Below are 15,258 nucleotides of genomic sequence, written 5' to 3'. Positions count from 1 at the left end.
GGGCCCCCCGGACCGGCCCTCGAACCGCCCCGGTCAGCCGTAATGGGCGACCGGGGTGCCCGCGAGGGCCGAGATGTTCAGAAGCCCCCGCGTCGTGATCGAGGGCGTCACGATATGGGCGCGGTTGCCCATGCCCATCAGGATCGGCCCGACCTCCAGCCCCTCGGCGCGGGTCTTGAGAATGTTGCGCACCCCCGACGCCGCGTCGGAGCCTGCGAAGATGAGGACGTTCGCCGCGTCGTTGCCCAGCCGCGAGCCGGGGAAGATCCGTTCCCGCACCGACGGGTCGAGTGCCGCGTCCACGTGCATCTCTCCCTCGTAGATGAAATCGACCTGGGCCGCATCCAGCAGCGCCAGCGCCGCGCGCATCTTGCGGCCCGAATAGGTGTCGAGGTTGCCGAACTGCGAGTGGCTGCACAGCGCGATCCGGGGCGTCAGCCCGAAGCGGCGGACATGGCGCGCCGCGCCCACGGCGGACGCCGCGACCTGTTCCGGGGTGGGATCGTGGTTCACCTGCGTGTCGGCGATGAAGATCGGCTCGTCCTGCAGGATCATCATCGACAGCGCGCCCACCGGGTCCAGCCCGTCGCGGCCCAGCACCTGGCGGATGAAGTCGAGATGCCACGAGAACTGCCCGACCGCGCCGCAGATCAGGCTGTCTGCCTCGTTCCGGTGAACCATGATCGCGCCGATCGCGGTGGTGTTGGTCCGCATGATCGACCGCGCCACGTCCGGCGTGACACCGCGCCGCGCCATCAGCCGGTGGTAGGTTTCCCAGTAGTCCCGGTAGCGCGAGTCGCTTTCCGGGTTCACGATCTCGAAGTCGGTCTCGGGCCGGATCGGCAAGGCCGCGCGTTCGCAGCGGGTCGCGATCACGTCGGGGCGGCCGATGAGGATCGGCACCTCGGTCGTTTCCTCCAGCATGGCGTTGGCGGCGCGCAGGACGCGCTCGTCCTCTCCGTCCGCGAAGACGATCCGGCGGGTGGCGGTCGCCGCCGCCTCGAACACCGGGCGCATGATCAGGGCCGAGCGGAAGACCGAGTTGTCGAGGCTGCGCTTGTAGGCGTCGAGATCGGCCAGGGGCCGCGCCGCCACCCCCGACTGCATCGCCGCGCGGGCGACGGCGGTCGCGACCACGCCGATCAGGCGCGGGTCGAACGGCTTGGGGATCAGGTACTCCGGCCCGAAGCTCAGCCGTTCGCTGCTGTAGGCCGCCGCGGCCTCGGCGCTGGTCGTGGCGCGGGCGAGCGCGGCGATCCCTTCGACGCAGGCGATCTGCATCTCGTCGTTGATGCAGGTCGCGCCGACGTCCAGCGCGCCGCGGAAGATGAAGGGAAAGCAGAGGACGTTGTTGACCTGGTTCGGGAAGTCGCTGCGGCCGGTGGCGATGATCGCGTCGGCGCGGGCGGCGCGCACGTCCTCGGGCATGATTTCGGGCTGCGGGTTGGCGAGCGCGAAGACGATCGGCGGACCCGCCATCCGCGCCACCATCCCGGGCGTCAGCACGCCGGGGCCGGACAGGCCGAGGAACAGGTCCGCGCCGTCGATCACGTCGTCGAGCGTGCGCAGGTCGGTGGCCTGGGCGAACGCCGCCTTTTCGGGGTTCATGTCGATGTCCCGGCCCTCGTGGACGAGGCCGTGGATGTCGCACAGCCAGACATTCTCGCGCCGGACGCCCAGCTTCAGCAGCATGTTGAGGCAGGCGATCCCCGCCGCGCCGCCGCCGGTGGACACGACCTTGATGTCCTGGAACCGCTTGCCCGCGACCAGAAGCGCGTTGGTCGCCGCCGCGCCCACCACGATGGCCGTCCCGTGCTGGTCGTCGTGGAAGACGGGGATGTTCATCGACTCGCGGCACAGCTTTTCCACGATGAAGCAGTCGGGCGCCTTGATGTCTTCAAGGTTGATCGCGCCGAAGGTCGGCTCCAGCGCGCGGACGATGGCGGCGAGGCGCTCGGGATCGGATTCGTTCACCTCGATGTCGAAGCAGTCGATGTTGGCGAACTTCTTGAACAGGACCGCCTTGCCCTCCATCACCGGCTTCGAGGCGAGCGGGCCGATGTTCCCCAGCCCCAACACCGCCGTCCCGTTGCTGACCACGGCGACGAGGTTGCCGCGCGCGGTGTAGCGGGCAGCCGCCGCGGCGTCGCCCCTGATCTCGATGCAGGCCTCGGCCACGCCGGGGGAATAGGCGCGGCTCAGGTCGCGGCCGTTCGCGAGCGGCTTCGTCGCCCGGATTTCCAGCTTTCCCGGGCGCGGAAACTCGTGATAATCGAGCGCCGCCTGCCGGGCCGTGTCCTGCCGCCGTTCGTCCATGTCTGTCCCCGTTGTCCGTTGTGTCGAACGCTAGCCGCGTTCGCCGTCCTGTCCAACCCCGATGCGCGACGTGCGCGCGCCCGCACGCGCCGCCGCCCGGATCTCGCAAGGAGAAACCGCCATGCCGCTGATCGACGACGCCCGCAAGGTGCGGGAACTGGCCTACGCCCCGTATTCCCGCTTCAAGGTGGGGGCGGCCATCCGCGGCCGCGACGGCGTCGTCTATGTCGGCTGCAACGTCGAGAACGTGGCCTATCCCGAAGGCACCTGCGCCGAGGCGGGCGCGATCGCCGCGATGGTCGCGGGGGGCGAGACCGAGCTGGTCGAGGTCTGCGTGATCGCCGATAGCGGCAGCCCGGTCCCGCCCTGCGGCGGCTGCCGCCAGAAGCTGGCCGAGTTCGGCGGACCGGACGTCCCGGTGCTGCTGGCGACCACCGGCGGGCTGACGCTGTCCACCACCATCGGCGAGCTGTTGCCGGGGCGCTTCGATGCCGCCCACATGGCGGGCTCCCATGTTGCGGATGCCGCGCCCGGCTGATGCTGCCCGCCCGCGGCGCTTGGCTCACCGGCCGGGATGGGGCAATAACGCCGACAGACGCCAGCCTGGAAGGACCCCGCATGACCGACGTTCCGCACCTGACCGTGATCGATCATCCGCTGGTCCAGCACAAGCTGACGATCATGCGCGACAAGCGCACCTCGACGTCGGGTTTCCGCAAGCTCCTGCGGGAAATCAGCCTGCTCCTGGCCTATGAGATCACCCGCGAGCTGGACCTCACGACGACCGCGATCGAGACGCCCCTGTGTCCGATGGAGGCCCCGGTGCTCGAGGGCAAGAAGCTTGCCCTGATCTCGATCCTGCGGGCGGGGAACGGGCTTCTGGACGGGATACTCGAGCTGATACCGGCGGCGCGGGTGGGCTTCATCGGGCTCTACCGCGATCCGGTCACGCTGTTGCCGGTGCAGTATTACAGCAAGGTGCCCGCCGACCTGGACCTGCGCATGGTGATCGTGGTCGATCCGATGCTGGCCACCGGCAACAGTTCGGCCGCGGCCATTGACCTGCTGAAGAAGGCGGGGGCGAAGAACCTGCGCTTCCTGTGCCTGCTGGCGGCGCCCGAAGGCGTGGCCCGGATGCGCGAGGCGCATCCCGACGTGCCGATCTTCACCGCCGCGCTGGACGACCGGCTGGACGAGCACGGCTACATCCTGCCGGGCCTGGGCGACGCGGGCGACCGGATGTTCGGGACCAAGTAGGCCGCTTAACCCGGGATTAGCGGGTCGCCCGGTAACGTCGGCAGAATGCTGACGAATCGGGGTGGCATCATGCGGATCGACGGGTTGGGGGCGCTTCTGGCCGCGATCATGGGGACGTGGGCGCTTCTGCTCGCGTGCCAGTGCGGCCACGCCGCGACCGTGGGCGAGGCGCGGCCGGCGGAACTGCCGCCGCAGGATTTCGCGGCTGCGCAGTACATCGACAGCGCGGGCTGCGTCTTCGTGCGCCAGGGCGACGGCTGGATCGCCCGGCAGGCGCGCGACGGCACGCCCGTCTGCGGCTACCCGCCGACCCTGTCAGCCCGGCGCACCGCACCCGACCGCCTGGCGCCGCTGTTCGCAGCGGCGGCGGAGGACGAAGGCACCCGCATCCGCCGCGAACTGACCGAGACGGTCATGGCCGGGCTGCACACGGGGGAACTGGCGGGCGAAGGCTTCGGCGCGCCGGCCGCCGGGATCCAGGATCAACGGCCAGCCGTGCAGGATGCGGCGCCCGCCGCCTCTGCTCCGTTGGCGACGCCGGGGCTGGACACGTCCGCATCGCTGCCCGGGATGATCGCGGCGGTGCCCCGCTTGCGCGCCGGGATCGCCGGTGCGAGCGCGGGCGAGCATACCGCGCAACTCTGCAGGCTGCTCGGCGGACGGTCCGGTGCGAACGCCGGGCTTGGCGCGCAGGACACGCTGGGCATGTGCGGGGGCATGGAGCCCTTGACCCTGCACGCCCGCACGGTCGCCGCGCTGCCGTCGGCCGGCCGCGCCGCTGCTGCGACGTCCGGAAGCCGCGCCGCAGGCCGGGATGCGGCGAGCAGCCACCGTCCGTCAAAGACCGCGCCAAGGGGCGGGGGTGCGCCGAAGGATGCGACGACGCGCCGGGCCGGCAAGACGGACCGCGGCGCGGATCCGTTCTCGGCGACGCCGCTGATCCCGGCGGGCGCGCGCTTCGTCCAGGTGGGCCTGTTCAAGGACCCGGGCGACGCGGCACGGGCGGCGCGGAAGCTGTCGGCGATGGGGCTGCCCGTGTCGCGGGGGCAGAGCACGGGGCCGGGCGGGCCGTTGCAGGCGATCATGGCGGGACCGTTCGACAGCCGGCAAGGGATCGTGCGGGCACTGGACCGGGTGCGCAGGGGCGGGTTCCCCAGCGCCTATCCGCGTTGAGGCGCCTAACGGAGGCGGGGCCGGAATCGGGTTGCCGTCCCATGCGCGGCCACCGGCCATGTCGGGTCCGGACTGGTCAGGCTGAGGCAACACCGCCGCGCTGACCGGCGCGGCGTCGCGGAAACTCAGGCGGGCGGCGGGTCGGGGTCGCAGATGCGCTGCAATTGCACCCATTCGCCGTCGGTGAGCACCGGCGTTTCCGGCGCGCCCATGCGGAACGGGTCTGCCTCGATCAGGCCCAGCACGGATTCGCCGCTGGGGTCGATCGAGCGGGCGTAGGGGGTGGTCGGGATGCCGGCTGCCTGGAATGCCGTCAGCAGCGCCTCGTCCGGCGCCCGGTCGGGGGGATGCGACAGCAGCGCCTCGCCGTAGCCTGCAAGCGCGCCGTCGGGCAGCGTGCCCGAGGTGAGAAGCCTCACGGCCGCGCGAAAGCCGGCGTAGCCCAGCACCGCGCCCAGCGGATCCTGCGCGTCGGCGCCGGCGCGGGCCGCCACGACATGGCCGATCGCGATCTCGGGCGCGGCCTGGCCCGCGACGAGTTCATTGCCGAGCACGATCAGCTTGCCGGGCAGGGCCCGCGCGCCGCGCAGCGTCGTCGGCAGCACCATGAGCCGCGCATCCGGCCCGAGCGTCCGCTGCGCCACCCGGTCCAGCACCGCCGATCCCGCAGCCCGCGCGCAGGGCGCGCCGGTCGATGTTTCAAGCTGGGCGAGGATCTGGCGCCCCACCGCCTCGCGCTGCGCGGGGGGCGCGATCAGGGCGGCGTGGCGGATCACAGCGCCCGGCAGCCAGACGACGCCCGCCGCCACCAGCGCCAGCACCGCCGCCGCCACCAGCCCGCCGCGCACGCGGCCGGGCCGCGGGCGGCTGGCGCGGATCGCGAGATGGACCTTCTCGATCGCCGAGATCATCAGGTCGTCGTCGATTTCCAGGATCTCGTCGTTGTCGGGCGGGCCGGGGGCGAAGATCGCGGGGCGCTGGCCGGGATTGAGCCGCGTCACCGCCGGCAGCGACCAGTGCGACAGCGGCCGTTCCGACCGCGGGTCGCTGAGGACCAGCGTCGCGTCCCCGACCGAGACGACAACGTCCTGCAGCCGCGCGCCCGGTCCCTCGCGCCAGACGCCGGGCGATTCCAGCCGCTGGAACGCGTTCAGCGCCGTCACGACACGCCGTCCGACCATGACACGGGACGCGTCACCGCCCGGTCCGCCTCGCGGCCTCGCGCGGCAGCGGCGGCCCGCACACGGAAGCGCACGCCCCAAGCGGCCCGTCGGTCGCGTCCGCCCTGTCGCTGCGCCGTCATGCCGCCCTCATGCCATCCTCGGACCGCCCGTGCCGTCAGGATAAGGCGACGGCGCGCGCGCCCGCAATGGCCGCGACTTCAGCCCTCATGCGAGATCGTCATCCCGCGGTCGCGGGCGAGGTCGCGCATGCGGTCCTGCAGCTTCTCGAAGGCGCGGACCTCGATCTGGCGGATCCGCTCGCGCGAGACCTCGTAGCGGCCCGACAGCTCTTCAAGCGTCAGGGGATCGTCGCGCAGGCGCCGCTCCATCAGGATGTCGCGCTCGCGTTCGGTCAGCACGTCCATGGCCGCCGTCAGCATCGAGCGGCGGGTCTGCAGCTCATCGGCCTCGGCGAAGTCCGAGGCCTGGTCGGCGCTCTCGTCCTCCAGCCAGTCCTGCCACTGCGCGGTGGAATCCCCGTCCGCCGACCCGACCGTCGCGTTCAGCGACGCGTCGCTGCCGGCGAGGCGGCGGTTCATCTCGATCACTTCCTGCTCGGTCACGCTCAGGTCGTGGGCGATCTGCTTCACGTTCTCGGGCCGCAGGTCGCCTTCTTCCAGCGCGCCGAGCTTGGCCTTGGCCTTCCGCAGGTTGAAGAACAGCTTCTTCTGGGCCGAGGTGGTGCCCATCTTCACCAGGCTCCACGACCGCAGGATGTATTCCTGGATCGAGGCGCGGATCCACCACATGGCGTAGGTCGCAAGACGGAAGCCCCGCTCGGGATCGAAGCGCTTCACGGCCTGCATCAGCCCGACATTCGCCTCGGATATCACCTCGGCCTGCGGCAGGCCGTAGCCGCGATAGCCCATCGCGATCTTCGCCGCGAGCCGCAGGTGCGACGTGACCAGCTTGTGCGCCGCCTCGCTGTCCTGGTGGTCCACCCAGGCCTTGGCGAGCATGTATTCCTCTTCCGGCTCCAACAGGGGGAACTTGCGGATTTCCTGCAGGTAGCGGTTCATCCCCTGTTCGGGGCTTGGCGCGGGAAGGGAGGTGTAGTTTGCCATGAGAGTCCTTGGCGGGTGCGTGTCGACAGGTGCCGTGGTGCGGGCGGGGGCCAGATCGAACGTCCTCAGTTCCCCGGGGTTCCTGAACGCAAGATTTGTAACAGGGCCGCCATGTCCTGCGGCAAGGGGCTTTCGAAGTCCAGCCAAATGCCCGTGACCGGGTGGGCGAAGCCCAGCTGCGCCGCGTGCAGCGCCTGGCGGGGGAACGCCTGGACGGCGGCGGCGGCATCGGGGCCGAGCGCCCTGCCGGACGCCCTGCGCGCGCCGCCATAGGTCGGGTCGCCAACCAGCCCCAGCCCGCAATGGCCCAGATGCACCCGGATCTGGTGGGTCCGCCCGGTCTCGAGCCGGCATTCGACCAGCATCGCCGACGGCGGCGCGCCGAAGCGTTCCAGCATCCGCGCGCGGGTCACGGCGTGGCGGCCGCGCTCGAAGCTGACCGCCTGGCGCTGGCGGTCGGTCGGGTGGCGCCCCAGCTTCGTCGTGATCCGCAGGACGCCGCCCGGCTCGAACGCGACGCCGGGCAGGCCGCGCAGGCGCGGGTCGGCCGGGTCGATCGTCCCGTGGGCCAGCGCCAGATAGCGCCGGGCGGCGCTGTGATCCGCGAACTGCCGGGCCAGGCCCTGGTGCGCGCGGTCGGACTTCGCCGCGACCAGCAGGCCGGAGGTGTCCTTGTCGATGCGGTGGACGATCCCCGGCCGCGCCTCGCCGCCGATGCCCGACAGGCTGCCCGCGCAATGGGCGAGGAGGGCGTTCACCAGCGTGCCGGACGGGCTGCCGGGCGCGGGGTGGACGACCATGCCGGCGGGCTTGTCGATCACGATCAGCTCGTCATCCTCGTAGACGACGGCCAGCGGGATCGCCTCGGGCAGCGTCTCGACCGGCGCGGGGTCGCCCAACGCGATGCGGTAGGTCTCGCCCGCCGTCGCGCGGGCCTTGCCGTCGCGGACCGGGCCTGCGGGACCGTGGACCGCGCCCTCTGCGATCAGCCTGGCAAGCCGCGACCGTGACAGCGCGGCATCGTCTGGCGCAGCCTGCGCCAGCGCCTTATCAACACGGTCGGGCGGATCGTCGGGAATGGTCAGGAAAAGGTCGGGCATGGGTCGGAACGATACGCGCGGCGACGATCTGGCGAAAGTGCCCGAACTGCGCTGGCTGAGGGTGCTGGTGACGCTGCTGGCGGGCACCATGGCGCTGGGCGTGATCGCGATCGCGGCGATCCTGTGGCTGCGCCTGTCCGAGCCGCCGCTGCCAGCGCTGCCCGCCAACCTCGCGCTGCCCGCGGGGACGGCGCCCGCCGCCGTCACCTTCGCGCGCGACTGGACGGTGGTGGTGACGGACGGTGGCGAGATCCTGCTGTTTGCGCGCGACGGGTCGCTGGCACGGCGCGTGCCGCCCGAGTGACGTCAGCCGACCGGGGTCGCGCCGTTGTCGGGCCGCTCGGGCCGCCGCAGATCCTCGATCATCGCGCGCAGTTCGGCGTTTTCCGTCCGCGCCTTGACGGCCATGTCGCGCACCGCCTCGAACTCCTCGCGGGTCACGAAGTCGCGGTCGGCGAGCCAGCGGTCCACCATGCCGCGGAACGCGGTCTCGGCTTCGTCCCTGGCGCCCTGCGCCACGCCGACCGCGTTGGTCATCAGGCGCGAGAGGTCGTCGAACAGGCGGTTCTGCTGGGTCATGGCTGGTCCTTGGTCAGAGCTTGCGCGCTCGGGGATCGGTTGGCCGACTATATGGCCCCGCAGGCCGGGCGCTTCAATGCGCGACGTGCCCGGCAGACGTTGACTTGGGCACCCGCGGCGTCCAAGCGTGCGCCATGCCGCGGCGCCCCCTTCCGGGGTGCGCGTGACCCGATCACATCGACCGAGCCCGCATGATCCCGTTTCCCGACATCTCGCCCGAAATCTTCTCGATCACCGTGGCGGGGCGCGAGTTCGCGCTGCGCTGGTATGCGCTGTCCTACCTCGCCGGGCTGCTGATCGGCTGGCGGATCATGGTGGCGCTGATGCGGCGTTCCCGGCTGTGGGGCGGGCAGGCGCCGATGGCGCCCGAGCAGGTCGAGGAGCTGCTGACGTGGATCGTCGTCGGCGTCGTGCTGGGCGGCCGGCTGGGGTTCGTGCTGTTCTACGAGGCCGACTACTACCTCGCGAACCCGGGCGAGATCCTGCGCGTGTGGCAGGGCGGCATGTCGTTTCACGGCGGCTTCCTGGGCGTGGTGCTGGCCGCATGGCTGTTCGCGCGGCGCAACGCGATCCCGCCGCTGCGGCTGGCGGACGCGCTGGCGGTCGCGACGCCGGTCGGGCTGGGCCTCGGCCGCCTCGCCAACTTCATCAACGCCGAGCTGTGGGGGCGGCCGACCGACCTGCCGTGGGGGGTGATCTTCCCGGGCGAGGCCGCGCAGGCCTGCGCCACCGCCACGATGGCCTGCGCGCGCCACCCGAGCCAGCTGTACGAGGCCGCGCTGGAAGGCGTGGTGCTGCTCATGGCCCTGCTGTGGCTGGTCCGGCGGGGCGGGTTGCGCCGGCCGGGGCTGGCGCTGGGCGTGTTCCTTGCGGGCTACGGCCTTTCGCGGTTCGTGGTCGAGTTCTTCCGCCAGGCCGACGCCCGCTTCATCACCCCGGACAACCCGCTCGGTCACGTGCTCGGCGGGCCGGTGTGGGGCGTGACGATGGGGCAGCTCCTGTCGCTGCCGATGGTTGTCGTGGGCGCGGGCTTCATCCTGTGGGCGCGTCGCCCGGGCCGGGCGCCCGCGTCGTGACGCCGCTCGGCCGCCTGATCGCCGCGCGGATCGCGCAAAGCGGGCCGATGCGGCTGGACGACTACATGCAGACCTGCCTGCTGCATCCGCAGCACGGCTATTACAGCACCCGCGACCCGTTCGGGGCGGCGGGCGATTTCACCACCGCGCCCGAGATCAGCCAGATGTTCGGCGAGATGGTGGGGCTGGCGCTCGCACAGGCGTGGCTGGACCAGGGCGCGCCCGCGCCGTTCACCCTGGCCGAGATCGGGCCGGGGCGGGGGACGCTGATGGCCGACATGCGCCGGGCCATGCGGGTGGTGCCCGGGATAGACGGGGCGGCGCAGGTCGCGCTGGTCGAGGCGTCGCCGCACCTGCGGCAGGTGCAGGCGGCAAGGCTGGGCGCGGTCACGCATCTGGACAGCGTCGCGGACCTGCCCGAGGCACCCCTGTTCCTCGTCGCCAACGAGTTCTTCGACGCCCTGCCGATCCGCCAGTTCGTCCGCGTCGAGGGCGGCTGGTCCGAACGCATGGTGGTCGCGCAGGACGGCGCGCTCGGCTTCGCGCTTTCGGCGCCGGTGCCGTTGCCGCGCGAGGCGCCGCCTGGCGAGGTGTTCGAGGATCGGCCGGCGGCGGCGCCCATCGTCCGCGAAGTCGCGCGGCGGATCGCCCGGCAGGGGGGCGCCGCCATCTTCATCGACTACGGCACCTGGGACGGGCGCGGCGACAGCCTTCAGGCGCTGCGCCGGCACGGGTTCGAGGATCCGCTGGCCCGTCCGGGGCAGGCCGACCTGACCTCGCACGTCGATTTCGCCCCGCTGGCGGCCGCCGCCCTTGCCGAAGGCGTGGCGGCGTCGGCCCCCGTTCCCCAGGGCGAATGGCTCCGCGCCCTGGGGATCGAGCGGCGCGCGGAACGCCTGACGGCGGCGGGCGACGCGGGCGCGCGGGACGCGCTTCACCGCTTGACCGACCCTGCCGCCATGGGTCACCTGTTCAAGGCGATGGCCATCTGGCCGCGCCACGCGCCCGCCCCTCCGGGGTTCGCCGGACTGGAGGATCATGCAGCCCACGCTTGAAATCCTGACCCATCCCGCGCTCGCGCCCGTGCGGCACGGCTTCTTCACCCGCAAGGGCGGGGCCTCGTCGGGGCTGTTCGCCGGGCTGAATTGCGGCCGGGGATCGTCGGACCAGATGGACGCCGTGGCGGTCAACCGCGCCCGCGTGGCCGAGGCGATGGGCGTCGGCGCGGAACGGCTGGCGACCGTGCAGCAGGTCCATTCCGTGCGGGTCGTGACGCTGGACGCAAATGCCGATCCCGTGGCGCTCGCCGCCGAACGGGCGGACGCGCTGGTCACGGCGACGCCGGGCATGGCGATCGCGGTGCTGACCGCCGATTGCCAGCCGGTGCTGTTCGCGGACCCGGAGGCGGGCGTGATCGGCGCGGCCCATGCCGGGTGGAAGGGAACGCTGGGCGGTATCCTCGACGCGACCGTGGACGCGATGCGGGCGCTCGGCGCGACGAGGATCCGCGCGGTGGTCGGGCCGTCGATCAGCCAGCGCGCCTACGAGGTCGGCGACGACTTCATGGACCGCTTCCTCGTCGAGGATCCCGACAGCGGCCGCTTCTTTTCCGGCGGGCCGAACGGCAGGCCGATGTTCGACCTGCCCGGGTTCGGCGTGTCGCGGCTGCGAGATCTCGGCGTCGAGGCGGAGTGGTCGGGGCATTGCACCTATTCCGACCCGGACCGCTTCTTCAGCTATCGCCGCAGCACCCATCTGGGCGAGGCGGATTACGGCCGCCTGATCTCGGCGATCGCGCTCTAGGCTTCCCGCGTCAGGCGCTGGCCCGCGCCCGCGCCTCGACCACGTCGAACGGAACGCCCGGCTCGTCCTTGGCGCCGCGGATCACGAGGCTGGTCTTGACGCTCGCCACGTTGGGCGCGGCGGTCAGTTCCTCGGTCAGGAAGCGCTGGAAGGTGGACAGGTCCGGCGAGACGCATTTCAGGATGAAGTCCACCTCGCCGTTCAGCATGTGGCACTCGCGTACGAGCGTCCAGCCGCGGGCGAGCTGCTCGAACGCGGACAGGTCGCGCTCGGACTGGCTGATCAGGCGGACCATCGCGAAGACATGGACCTCGAACCCAAGGGCGCGGGGGTCGATGTCGGCGTGGTAGCCGCGGACGTAGCCCTGTTCCTCGAGCGTGCGGACGCGGCGCAGGCACGGGGGCGCCGAGATGCCGACGCGCCGCGCGAGCTCGACGTTGGTCATGCGGCCGTCGGCCTGCAGCTCGGCCAGGATCCTGCGGTCGATTTCATCGAGCTTGGCGCCGGCCATGCTTCCCTCAACTCTCGAAACAGTGCGGGAAACTACCGGCGCGGGCGGGTGTGCGCAATATTGTTTCTTGCCGCCCGGCGCTGTTGCACGCCGCGGACGCGCGGCATACCTGTGCCGGACCGTTGATCCGCCCCGAAAGGCTTTGCGCCGATGACCGTCCCCGCCGCCCCCCGCCACGTCCGCCTGCTCATCATCGGCTCCGGCCCGGCGGGCTACACCGCCGCCGTCTACGGCGCGCGGGCGATGCTGCAGCCGGTGCTGATCCAGGGGATGCAGCCGGGCGGGCAGCTGACCATCACCACGGATGTGGAAAACTGGCCCGGCGACACCGCGGTCGAGGGCCCCGCGCTGATGCAGCGGATGGAAGATCACGCCCGCGCGATGGGGGCCGAGATCGTGACCGACCTCGTGACCCGGCTCGACCTTCAGCGCCGGCCGTTCGTCGCCGAATGCGACAGCGGCGCGCGGTGGACCGCTGACGCCGTGATCCTTGCCACGGGCGCGCAGGCCCGCTGGCTGGGGCTGCCGAGCGAGGGAAAGTTCCAGGGCTTCGGCGTCAGCGCCTGTGCGACCTGCGACGGCTTCTTCTATCGCGGCAAGCCCGTCGTCGTCGTCGGCGGCGGCAACACCGCGGTCGAGGAGGCGCTGTTCCTCACCAACTTCGCGACCAGGGTGACGCTGGTCCACCGCCGCGACAGCCTGCGGGCCGAGCGGATCATGCAGGACCGCCTGTTCCGCAACCCGCGGGTCGAGGTGATCTGGAACCACGAGGTCGACGAGGTGCTGGGGACCGAGGCGCCGCTGGGCGTCACCGGCGTCCGGCTGAAGTCCGTGATCGACGGCAGCACGCAGGTCGTCGAGGCGGACGGGATGTTCGTCGCGATCGGGCACACGCCGGCATCGGGACTCGTCGCGGGCCAGTTGCCGCTGCGCGACGGCGGCTATGTCGAGGTCCAGCCGGGCACCACCCGCACCGCGATCCCCGGCGTCTTCGCGGCGGGCGACCTGACCGACGACGTCTATCGCCAGGCCATCACCTCGGCCGGGATGGGCTGCATGGCGGCGCTGGATGCCGAGCACTGGCTGGCCGCGCAGGGCGAGGCGGAGGCCGGGCCGGACGCGCCCACGATGGCCGAGATCGTCGCCGGCTGACCTTCCGCGAACGCCGCGATCCTGCCGGATCGGCGCTTCCGGCCCGTTCCGGCGCTGTCCGCGCGATACCATGCAGACACGGCACGGCACCCATGCGCCGGCCGCTTCTACGCCCGGTTGCACGCGCGGCGCGGGCCGCGTAAGGGCGGGTGGCCTGCCGTGCCCTTCCTTTCGCGGCATTTCCGATCAACAACCGAAGTACCGCCATGACGCAGTCCAACATCACGCCGATCCCGGAACTCTACGTCAACGCTGACTCGGCGCAGAAGCTGAAGGTCGCGGCCGGCGAGATGCCGTCGTGGGACCTGACGCCGCGCCAGCTCTGCGATCTCGAACTGCTGATGAACGGCGGCTTCTACCCGCTCAAGGGCTTCCTTACGCAGGCCGATTACGACAGCGTCGTGGACAACATGCACACGGCTGCGGGCGACATCTGGCCGATGCCCGTCACGCTCGACGTGTCCGAGGCGTTCGCGGGCCAAGTCGAGCCGGGCACCGACATCGCGCTGCGCGACCAGGAAGGCGTGATCCTCGCCATCCTGTCCGTCACCGACAAGTGGACGCCCGACAAGTCGCTCGAGGCGGAAAAGGTCTTCGGCGCGGACGACGTGGCGCACCCGGCGGTCAACTACCTGCACAACGTGGCGGGGCCGGTCTACCTGGGCGGCCCGATCACCGGCATCCAGCCGCCCACGCACTACGACTTCAAGGCGCGGCGCGACACGCCCAACGAACTGCGCGCGTTCTTCCGCAAGATGGGCTGGCGGCGGATCGTCGCGTTCCAGACCCGCAACCCGCTGCACCGCGCCCACCAGGAACTGACCTTCCGCGCCGCGCGCGAGGCGCAGGCGAACCTGCTGATCCACCCGGTCGTCGGCATGACCAAGCCCGGCGACGTGGACCACTTCACCCGCGTGCGCTGCTACGAGGCGGTGCTGGACAAGTACCCGGCCGCGACCACGCATCTGTCGCTGCTGAACCTCGCCATGCGCATGGGCGGCCCGCGCGAGGCGGTGTGGCACGGCATCATCCGCCGCAACCACGGGCTGACCCACATGATCGTCGGCCGCGACCATGCGGGACCGGGCAAGAACAGCCAGGGCCAGGATTTCTACGGCCCCTACGACGCGCAGGATCTGTTCCGCAAGCACCAGGACGAGATCGGCGTCGAGATGGTCGACTTCAAGCAGATGGTCTACGTGCAGGAGCGTGCCCAGTACGAACCCCGCGACGAGGTCGAGCTGGGCGCCACGATCCTCGACATCTCGGGCACCGAGCTTCGCCGCCGGCTGCGCGAAGGGCTCGACATCCCGGAATGGTTCAGCTTCCCCGAGGTGGTGAAGCAGCTTCGCCGCACCTCGCCGCCGCGCGACAGGCAGGGCTTCACCGTGTTCTTCACCGGGCTTTCGGGGTCGGGCAAGTCCACCATCGGCAACGCGTTGATGGTCAAGCTGATGGAGATGGGCGGCCGCCCCGTGACGCTGCTTGACGGCGACGTGGTCCGCAAGCACCTGTCGTCGGAACTGGGGTTCAGCAAGGAACACCGCGACATCAACATCAAGCGCATCGGCTATGTCGCGTCCGAGATCACCAAGAACGGCGGCATCGCGATCTGCGCGCCGATCGCGCCCTACACCGCGACCCGCCGTGCCGTGCGCGAGATGGTCGAGGCCGCCGGCGCCTTCGTCGAGGTGCACGTGGCGACGCCGCTGGAGGAATGCGAGCGCCGCGACCGCAAGGGTCTCTACAAGCAGGCGCGCGAGGGCAAGATCAAGGAATTCACCGGCATCTCGGACCCCTACGAGGAACCGGTGAACCCCGAGCTGCGCGTGGACACGAGCGACATCGACGTGGACAACGCCGCCCACCAGGTGCTGCTGAAGCTGGAACAGATGGGCCTGATCGGGACGTCCTGAGGCGTTTGCGCAGGCGCCCATGTGGCGGCCCGTGCGGCCCTGCCCGTTGACAAGACAAGCGTCCCCCGGACACACCGGGGGACGCTTT

The 15,258-nt window shown here is 71.4% G+C and carries 15 protein-coding genes; 9 read left to right on the top strand and 6 right to left on the bottom strand.

What is annotated here, in order from left to right:
• Window positions 1–33 precede the first annotated feature (33 nt).
• Complete coding sequence (locus ELI80_RS06825; RefSeq protein ID WP_136650372.1) at window positions 34–2,316, bottom strand: NADP-dependent malic enzyme; 2,283 nt, start codon at window positions 2,314–2,316, stop codon at window positions 34–36.
• Window positions 2,317–2,377: 61 nt separating this feature from the next.
• Between ELI80_RS06825 and ELI80_RS06820 the strand changes: the two genes are divergently transcribed.
• The 3 genes from ELI80_RS06820 (at window position 2,378) to ELI80_RS06810 (ending at window position 4,746) form a co-directional block, all read left to right on the top strand.
• Window positions 2,378–2,854: a cytidine deaminase gene (locus ELI80_RS06820; protein ID WP_268939852.1), complete on the top strand. Its 477-nt coding sequence runs from the start codon at window positions 2,378–2,380 to the stop codon at window positions 2,852–2,854.
• 80 nt (window positions 2,855–2,934) lie between these two features.
• A complete protein-coding gene (gene upp / locus ELI80_RS06815; RefSeq protein WP_136650370.1) occupies window positions 2,935–3,573 on the top strand; it encodes a uracil phosphoribosyltransferase in 639 nt (212 codons plus the stop codon).
• A 45-nt stretch (window positions 3,574–3,618) separates the two neighbouring features.
• A complete protein-coding gene (locus tag ELI80_RS06810; RefSeq protein WP_136650369.1) occupies window positions 3,619–4,746 on the top strand; it encodes an SPOR domain-containing protein in 1,128 nt (375 codons plus the stop codon).
• Window positions 4,747–4,871: 125 nt separating this feature from the next.
• Here the strand turns inward: ELI80_RS06810 and ELI80_RS06805 are convergent, their stop codons facing one another.
• From ELI80_RS06805 to ELI80_RS06795, 3 genes are all read right to left on the bottom strand, one after another.
• Window positions 4,872–5,927, bottom strand: a complete 1,056-nt coding sequence (locus tag ELI80_RS06805) for a hypothetical protein (protein ID WP_236641370.1) — start codon at window positions 5,925–5,927, stop codon at window positions 4,872–4,874.
• A gap of 200 nt (window positions 5,928–6,127) precedes the next feature.
• Complete coding sequence (rpoH, locus tag ELI80_RS06800; protein ID WP_136650368.1) at window positions 6,128–7,033, bottom strand: RNA polymerase sigma factor RpoH; 906 nt, start codon at window positions 7,031–7,033, stop codon at window positions 6,128–6,130.
• A 65-nt stretch (window positions 7,034–7,098) separates the two neighbouring features.
• Complete coding sequence (locus ELI80_RS06795; protein WP_136650367.1) at window positions 7,099–8,133, bottom strand: pseudouridine synthase; 1,035 nt, start codon at window positions 8,131–8,133, stop codon at window positions 7,099–7,101.
• Here ELI80_RS06795 and ELI80_RS06790 point away from each other — a divergent pair.
• The gene (locus ELI80_RS06790; RefSeq protein ID WP_136650366.1) at window positions 8,132–8,437 is read left to right on the top strand and encodes a DUF6476 family protein; all 306 of its coding nucleotides are present in this window, start codon (window positions 8,132–8,134) and stop codon (window positions 8,435–8,437) included. The two genes, ELI80_RS06795 and ELI80_RS06790, sit on opposite strands and share 2 nt — an antisense overlap.
• Before the next feature lie 2 nt (window positions 8,438–8,439).
• Here ELI80_RS06790 and ELI80_RS06785 read toward each other — a convergent pair whose 3' ends face one another.
• Window positions 8,440–8,712, bottom strand: a complete 273-nt coding sequence (locus tag ELI80_RS06785; RefSeq protein ID WP_136650365.1) for an accessory factor UbiK family protein — start codon at window positions 8,710–8,712, stop codon at window positions 8,440–8,442.
• 191 nt (window positions 8,713–8,903) lie between these two features.
• Between ELI80_RS06785 and lgt the strand changes: the two genes are divergently transcribed.
• From lgt to pgeF, 3 genes are read left to right on the top strand one after another with little or no spacing between them, the layout of a single operon-like run.
• On the top strand, window positions 8,904–9,788 hold the full coding sequence (lgt, locus tag ELI80_RS06780) for a prolipoprotein diacylglyceryl transferase (RefSeq protein ID WP_136650364.1): 885 nt from the start codon (window positions 8,904–8,906) through the stop codon (window positions 9,786–9,788).
• A complete protein-coding gene (locus tag ELI80_RS06775; RefSeq protein WP_136650746.1) occupies window positions 9,785–10,843 on the top strand; it encodes a class I SAM-dependent methyltransferase in 1,059 nt (352 codons plus the stop codon). Before lgt ends, ELI80_RS06775 begins: the two co-directional genes overlap by 4 nt.
• Window positions 10,827–11,591: a peptidoglycan editing factor PgeF gene (pgeF, locus tag ELI80_RS06770; RefSeq protein ID WP_136650363.1), complete on the top strand. Its 765-nt coding sequence runs from the start codon at window positions 10,827–10,829 to the stop codon at window positions 11,589–11,591. Before ELI80_RS06775 ends, pgeF begins: the two co-directional genes overlap by 17 nt.
• A gap of 10 nt (window positions 11,592–11,601) precedes the next feature.
• On the opposite strand, the gene ELI80_RS06765 is transcribed toward pgeF, so the two are convergent.
• Window positions 11,602–12,102, bottom strand: coding sequence for an Lrp/AsnC family transcriptional regulator (locus tag ELI80_RS06765; RefSeq protein WP_136650362.1), 501 nt, complete (start codon window positions 12,100–12,102; stop codon window positions 11,602–11,604).
• Window positions 12,103–12,252: 150 nt separating this feature from the next.
• Between ELI80_RS06765 and trxB the strand changes: the two genes are divergently transcribed.
• Complete coding sequence (trxB, locus tag ELI80_RS06760) at window positions 12,253–13,254, top strand: thioredoxin-disulfide reductase (protein WP_136650361.1); 1,002 nt, start codon at window positions 12,253–12,255, stop codon at window positions 13,252–13,254.
• 206 nt (window positions 13,255–13,460) lie between these two features.
• Complete coding sequence (locus tag ELI80_RS06755) at window positions 13,461–15,170, top strand: bifunctional sulfate adenylyltransferase/adenylylsulfate kinase (protein WP_136650360.1); 1,710 nt, start codon at window positions 13,461–13,463, stop codon at window positions 15,168–15,170.
• The last annotated feature ends 88 nt before the right edge of the window (window positions 15,171–15,258 follow it).

It is taken from the genome of Paracoccus aeridis (assembly GCF_004923205.2).
In the GTDB taxonomy this organism is placed as follows: Bacteria; Pseudomonadota; Alphaproteobacteria; order Rhodobacterales; family Rhodobacteraceae; genus Paracoccus; species Paracoccus aeridis.
Note: the sequence above shows the minus strand (reverse complement) of the source record. Positions and strands in the feature narration are given on the sequence as shown.

Excerpts from the sequence above, each read along its gene's own strand:
- ELI80_RS06825 (WP_136650372.1), bottom strand. The coding sequence starts at position 2,316 with ATGGACGAACGGCGGCAGGACACGGCCCGGCAGGCGGCGCTCGATTAT.
- ELI80_RS06820 (WP_268939852.1), top strand. The coding sequence starts at position 2,378 with ATGCGCGACGTGCGCGCGCCCGCACGCGCCGCCGCCCGGATCTCGCAA.
- upp (WP_136650370.1), top strand. The coding sequence starts at position 2,935 with ATGACCGACGTTCCGCACCTGACCGTGATCGATCATCCGCTGGTCCAG.
- ELI80_RS06810 (WP_136650369.1), top strand. The coding sequence starts at position 3,619 with ATGCTGACGAATCGGGGTGGCATCATGCGGATCGACGGGTTGGGGGCG.
- ELI80_RS06805 (WP_236641370.1), bottom strand. The coding sequence starts at position 5,927 with ATGGTCGGACGGCGTGTCGTGACGGCGCTGAACGCGTTCCAGCGGCTG.
- rpoH (WP_136650368.1), bottom strand. The coding sequence starts at position 7,033 with ATGGCAAACTACACCTCCCTTCCCGCGCCAAGCCCCGAACAGGGGATG.
- ELI80_RS06790 (WP_136650366.1), top strand. The coding sequence starts at position 8,132 with ATGGGTCGGAACGATACGCGCGGCGACGATCTGGCGAAAGTGCCCGAA.
- ELI80_RS06795 (WP_136650367.1), bottom strand. The coding sequence starts at position 8,133 with ATGCCCGACCTTTTCCTGACCATTCCCGACGATCCGCCCGACCGTGTT.
- ELI80_RS06785 (WP_136650365.1), bottom strand. The coding sequence starts at position 8,712 with ATGACCCAGCAGAACCGCCTGTTCGACGACCTCTCGCGCCTGATGACC.
- lgt (WP_136650364.1), top strand. The coding sequence starts at position 8,904 with ATGATCCCGTTTCCCGACATCTCGCCCGAAATCTTCTCGATCACCGTG.
- pgeF (WP_136650363.1), top strand. The coding sequence starts at position 10,827 with ATGCAGCCCACGCTTGAAATCCTGACCCATCCCGCGCTCGCGCCCGTG.
- ELI80_RS06765 (WP_136650362.1), bottom strand. The coding sequence starts at position 12,102 with ATGGCCGGCGCCAAGCTCGATGAAATCGACCGCAGGATCCTGGCCGAG.
- trxB (WP_136650361.1), top strand. The coding sequence starts at position 12,253 with ATGACCGTCCCCGCCGCCCCCCGCCACGTCCGCCTGCTCATCATCGGC.
- ELI80_RS06755 (WP_136650360.1), top strand. The coding sequence starts at position 13,461 with ATGACGCAGTCCAACATCACGCCGATCCCGGAACTCTACGTCAACGCT.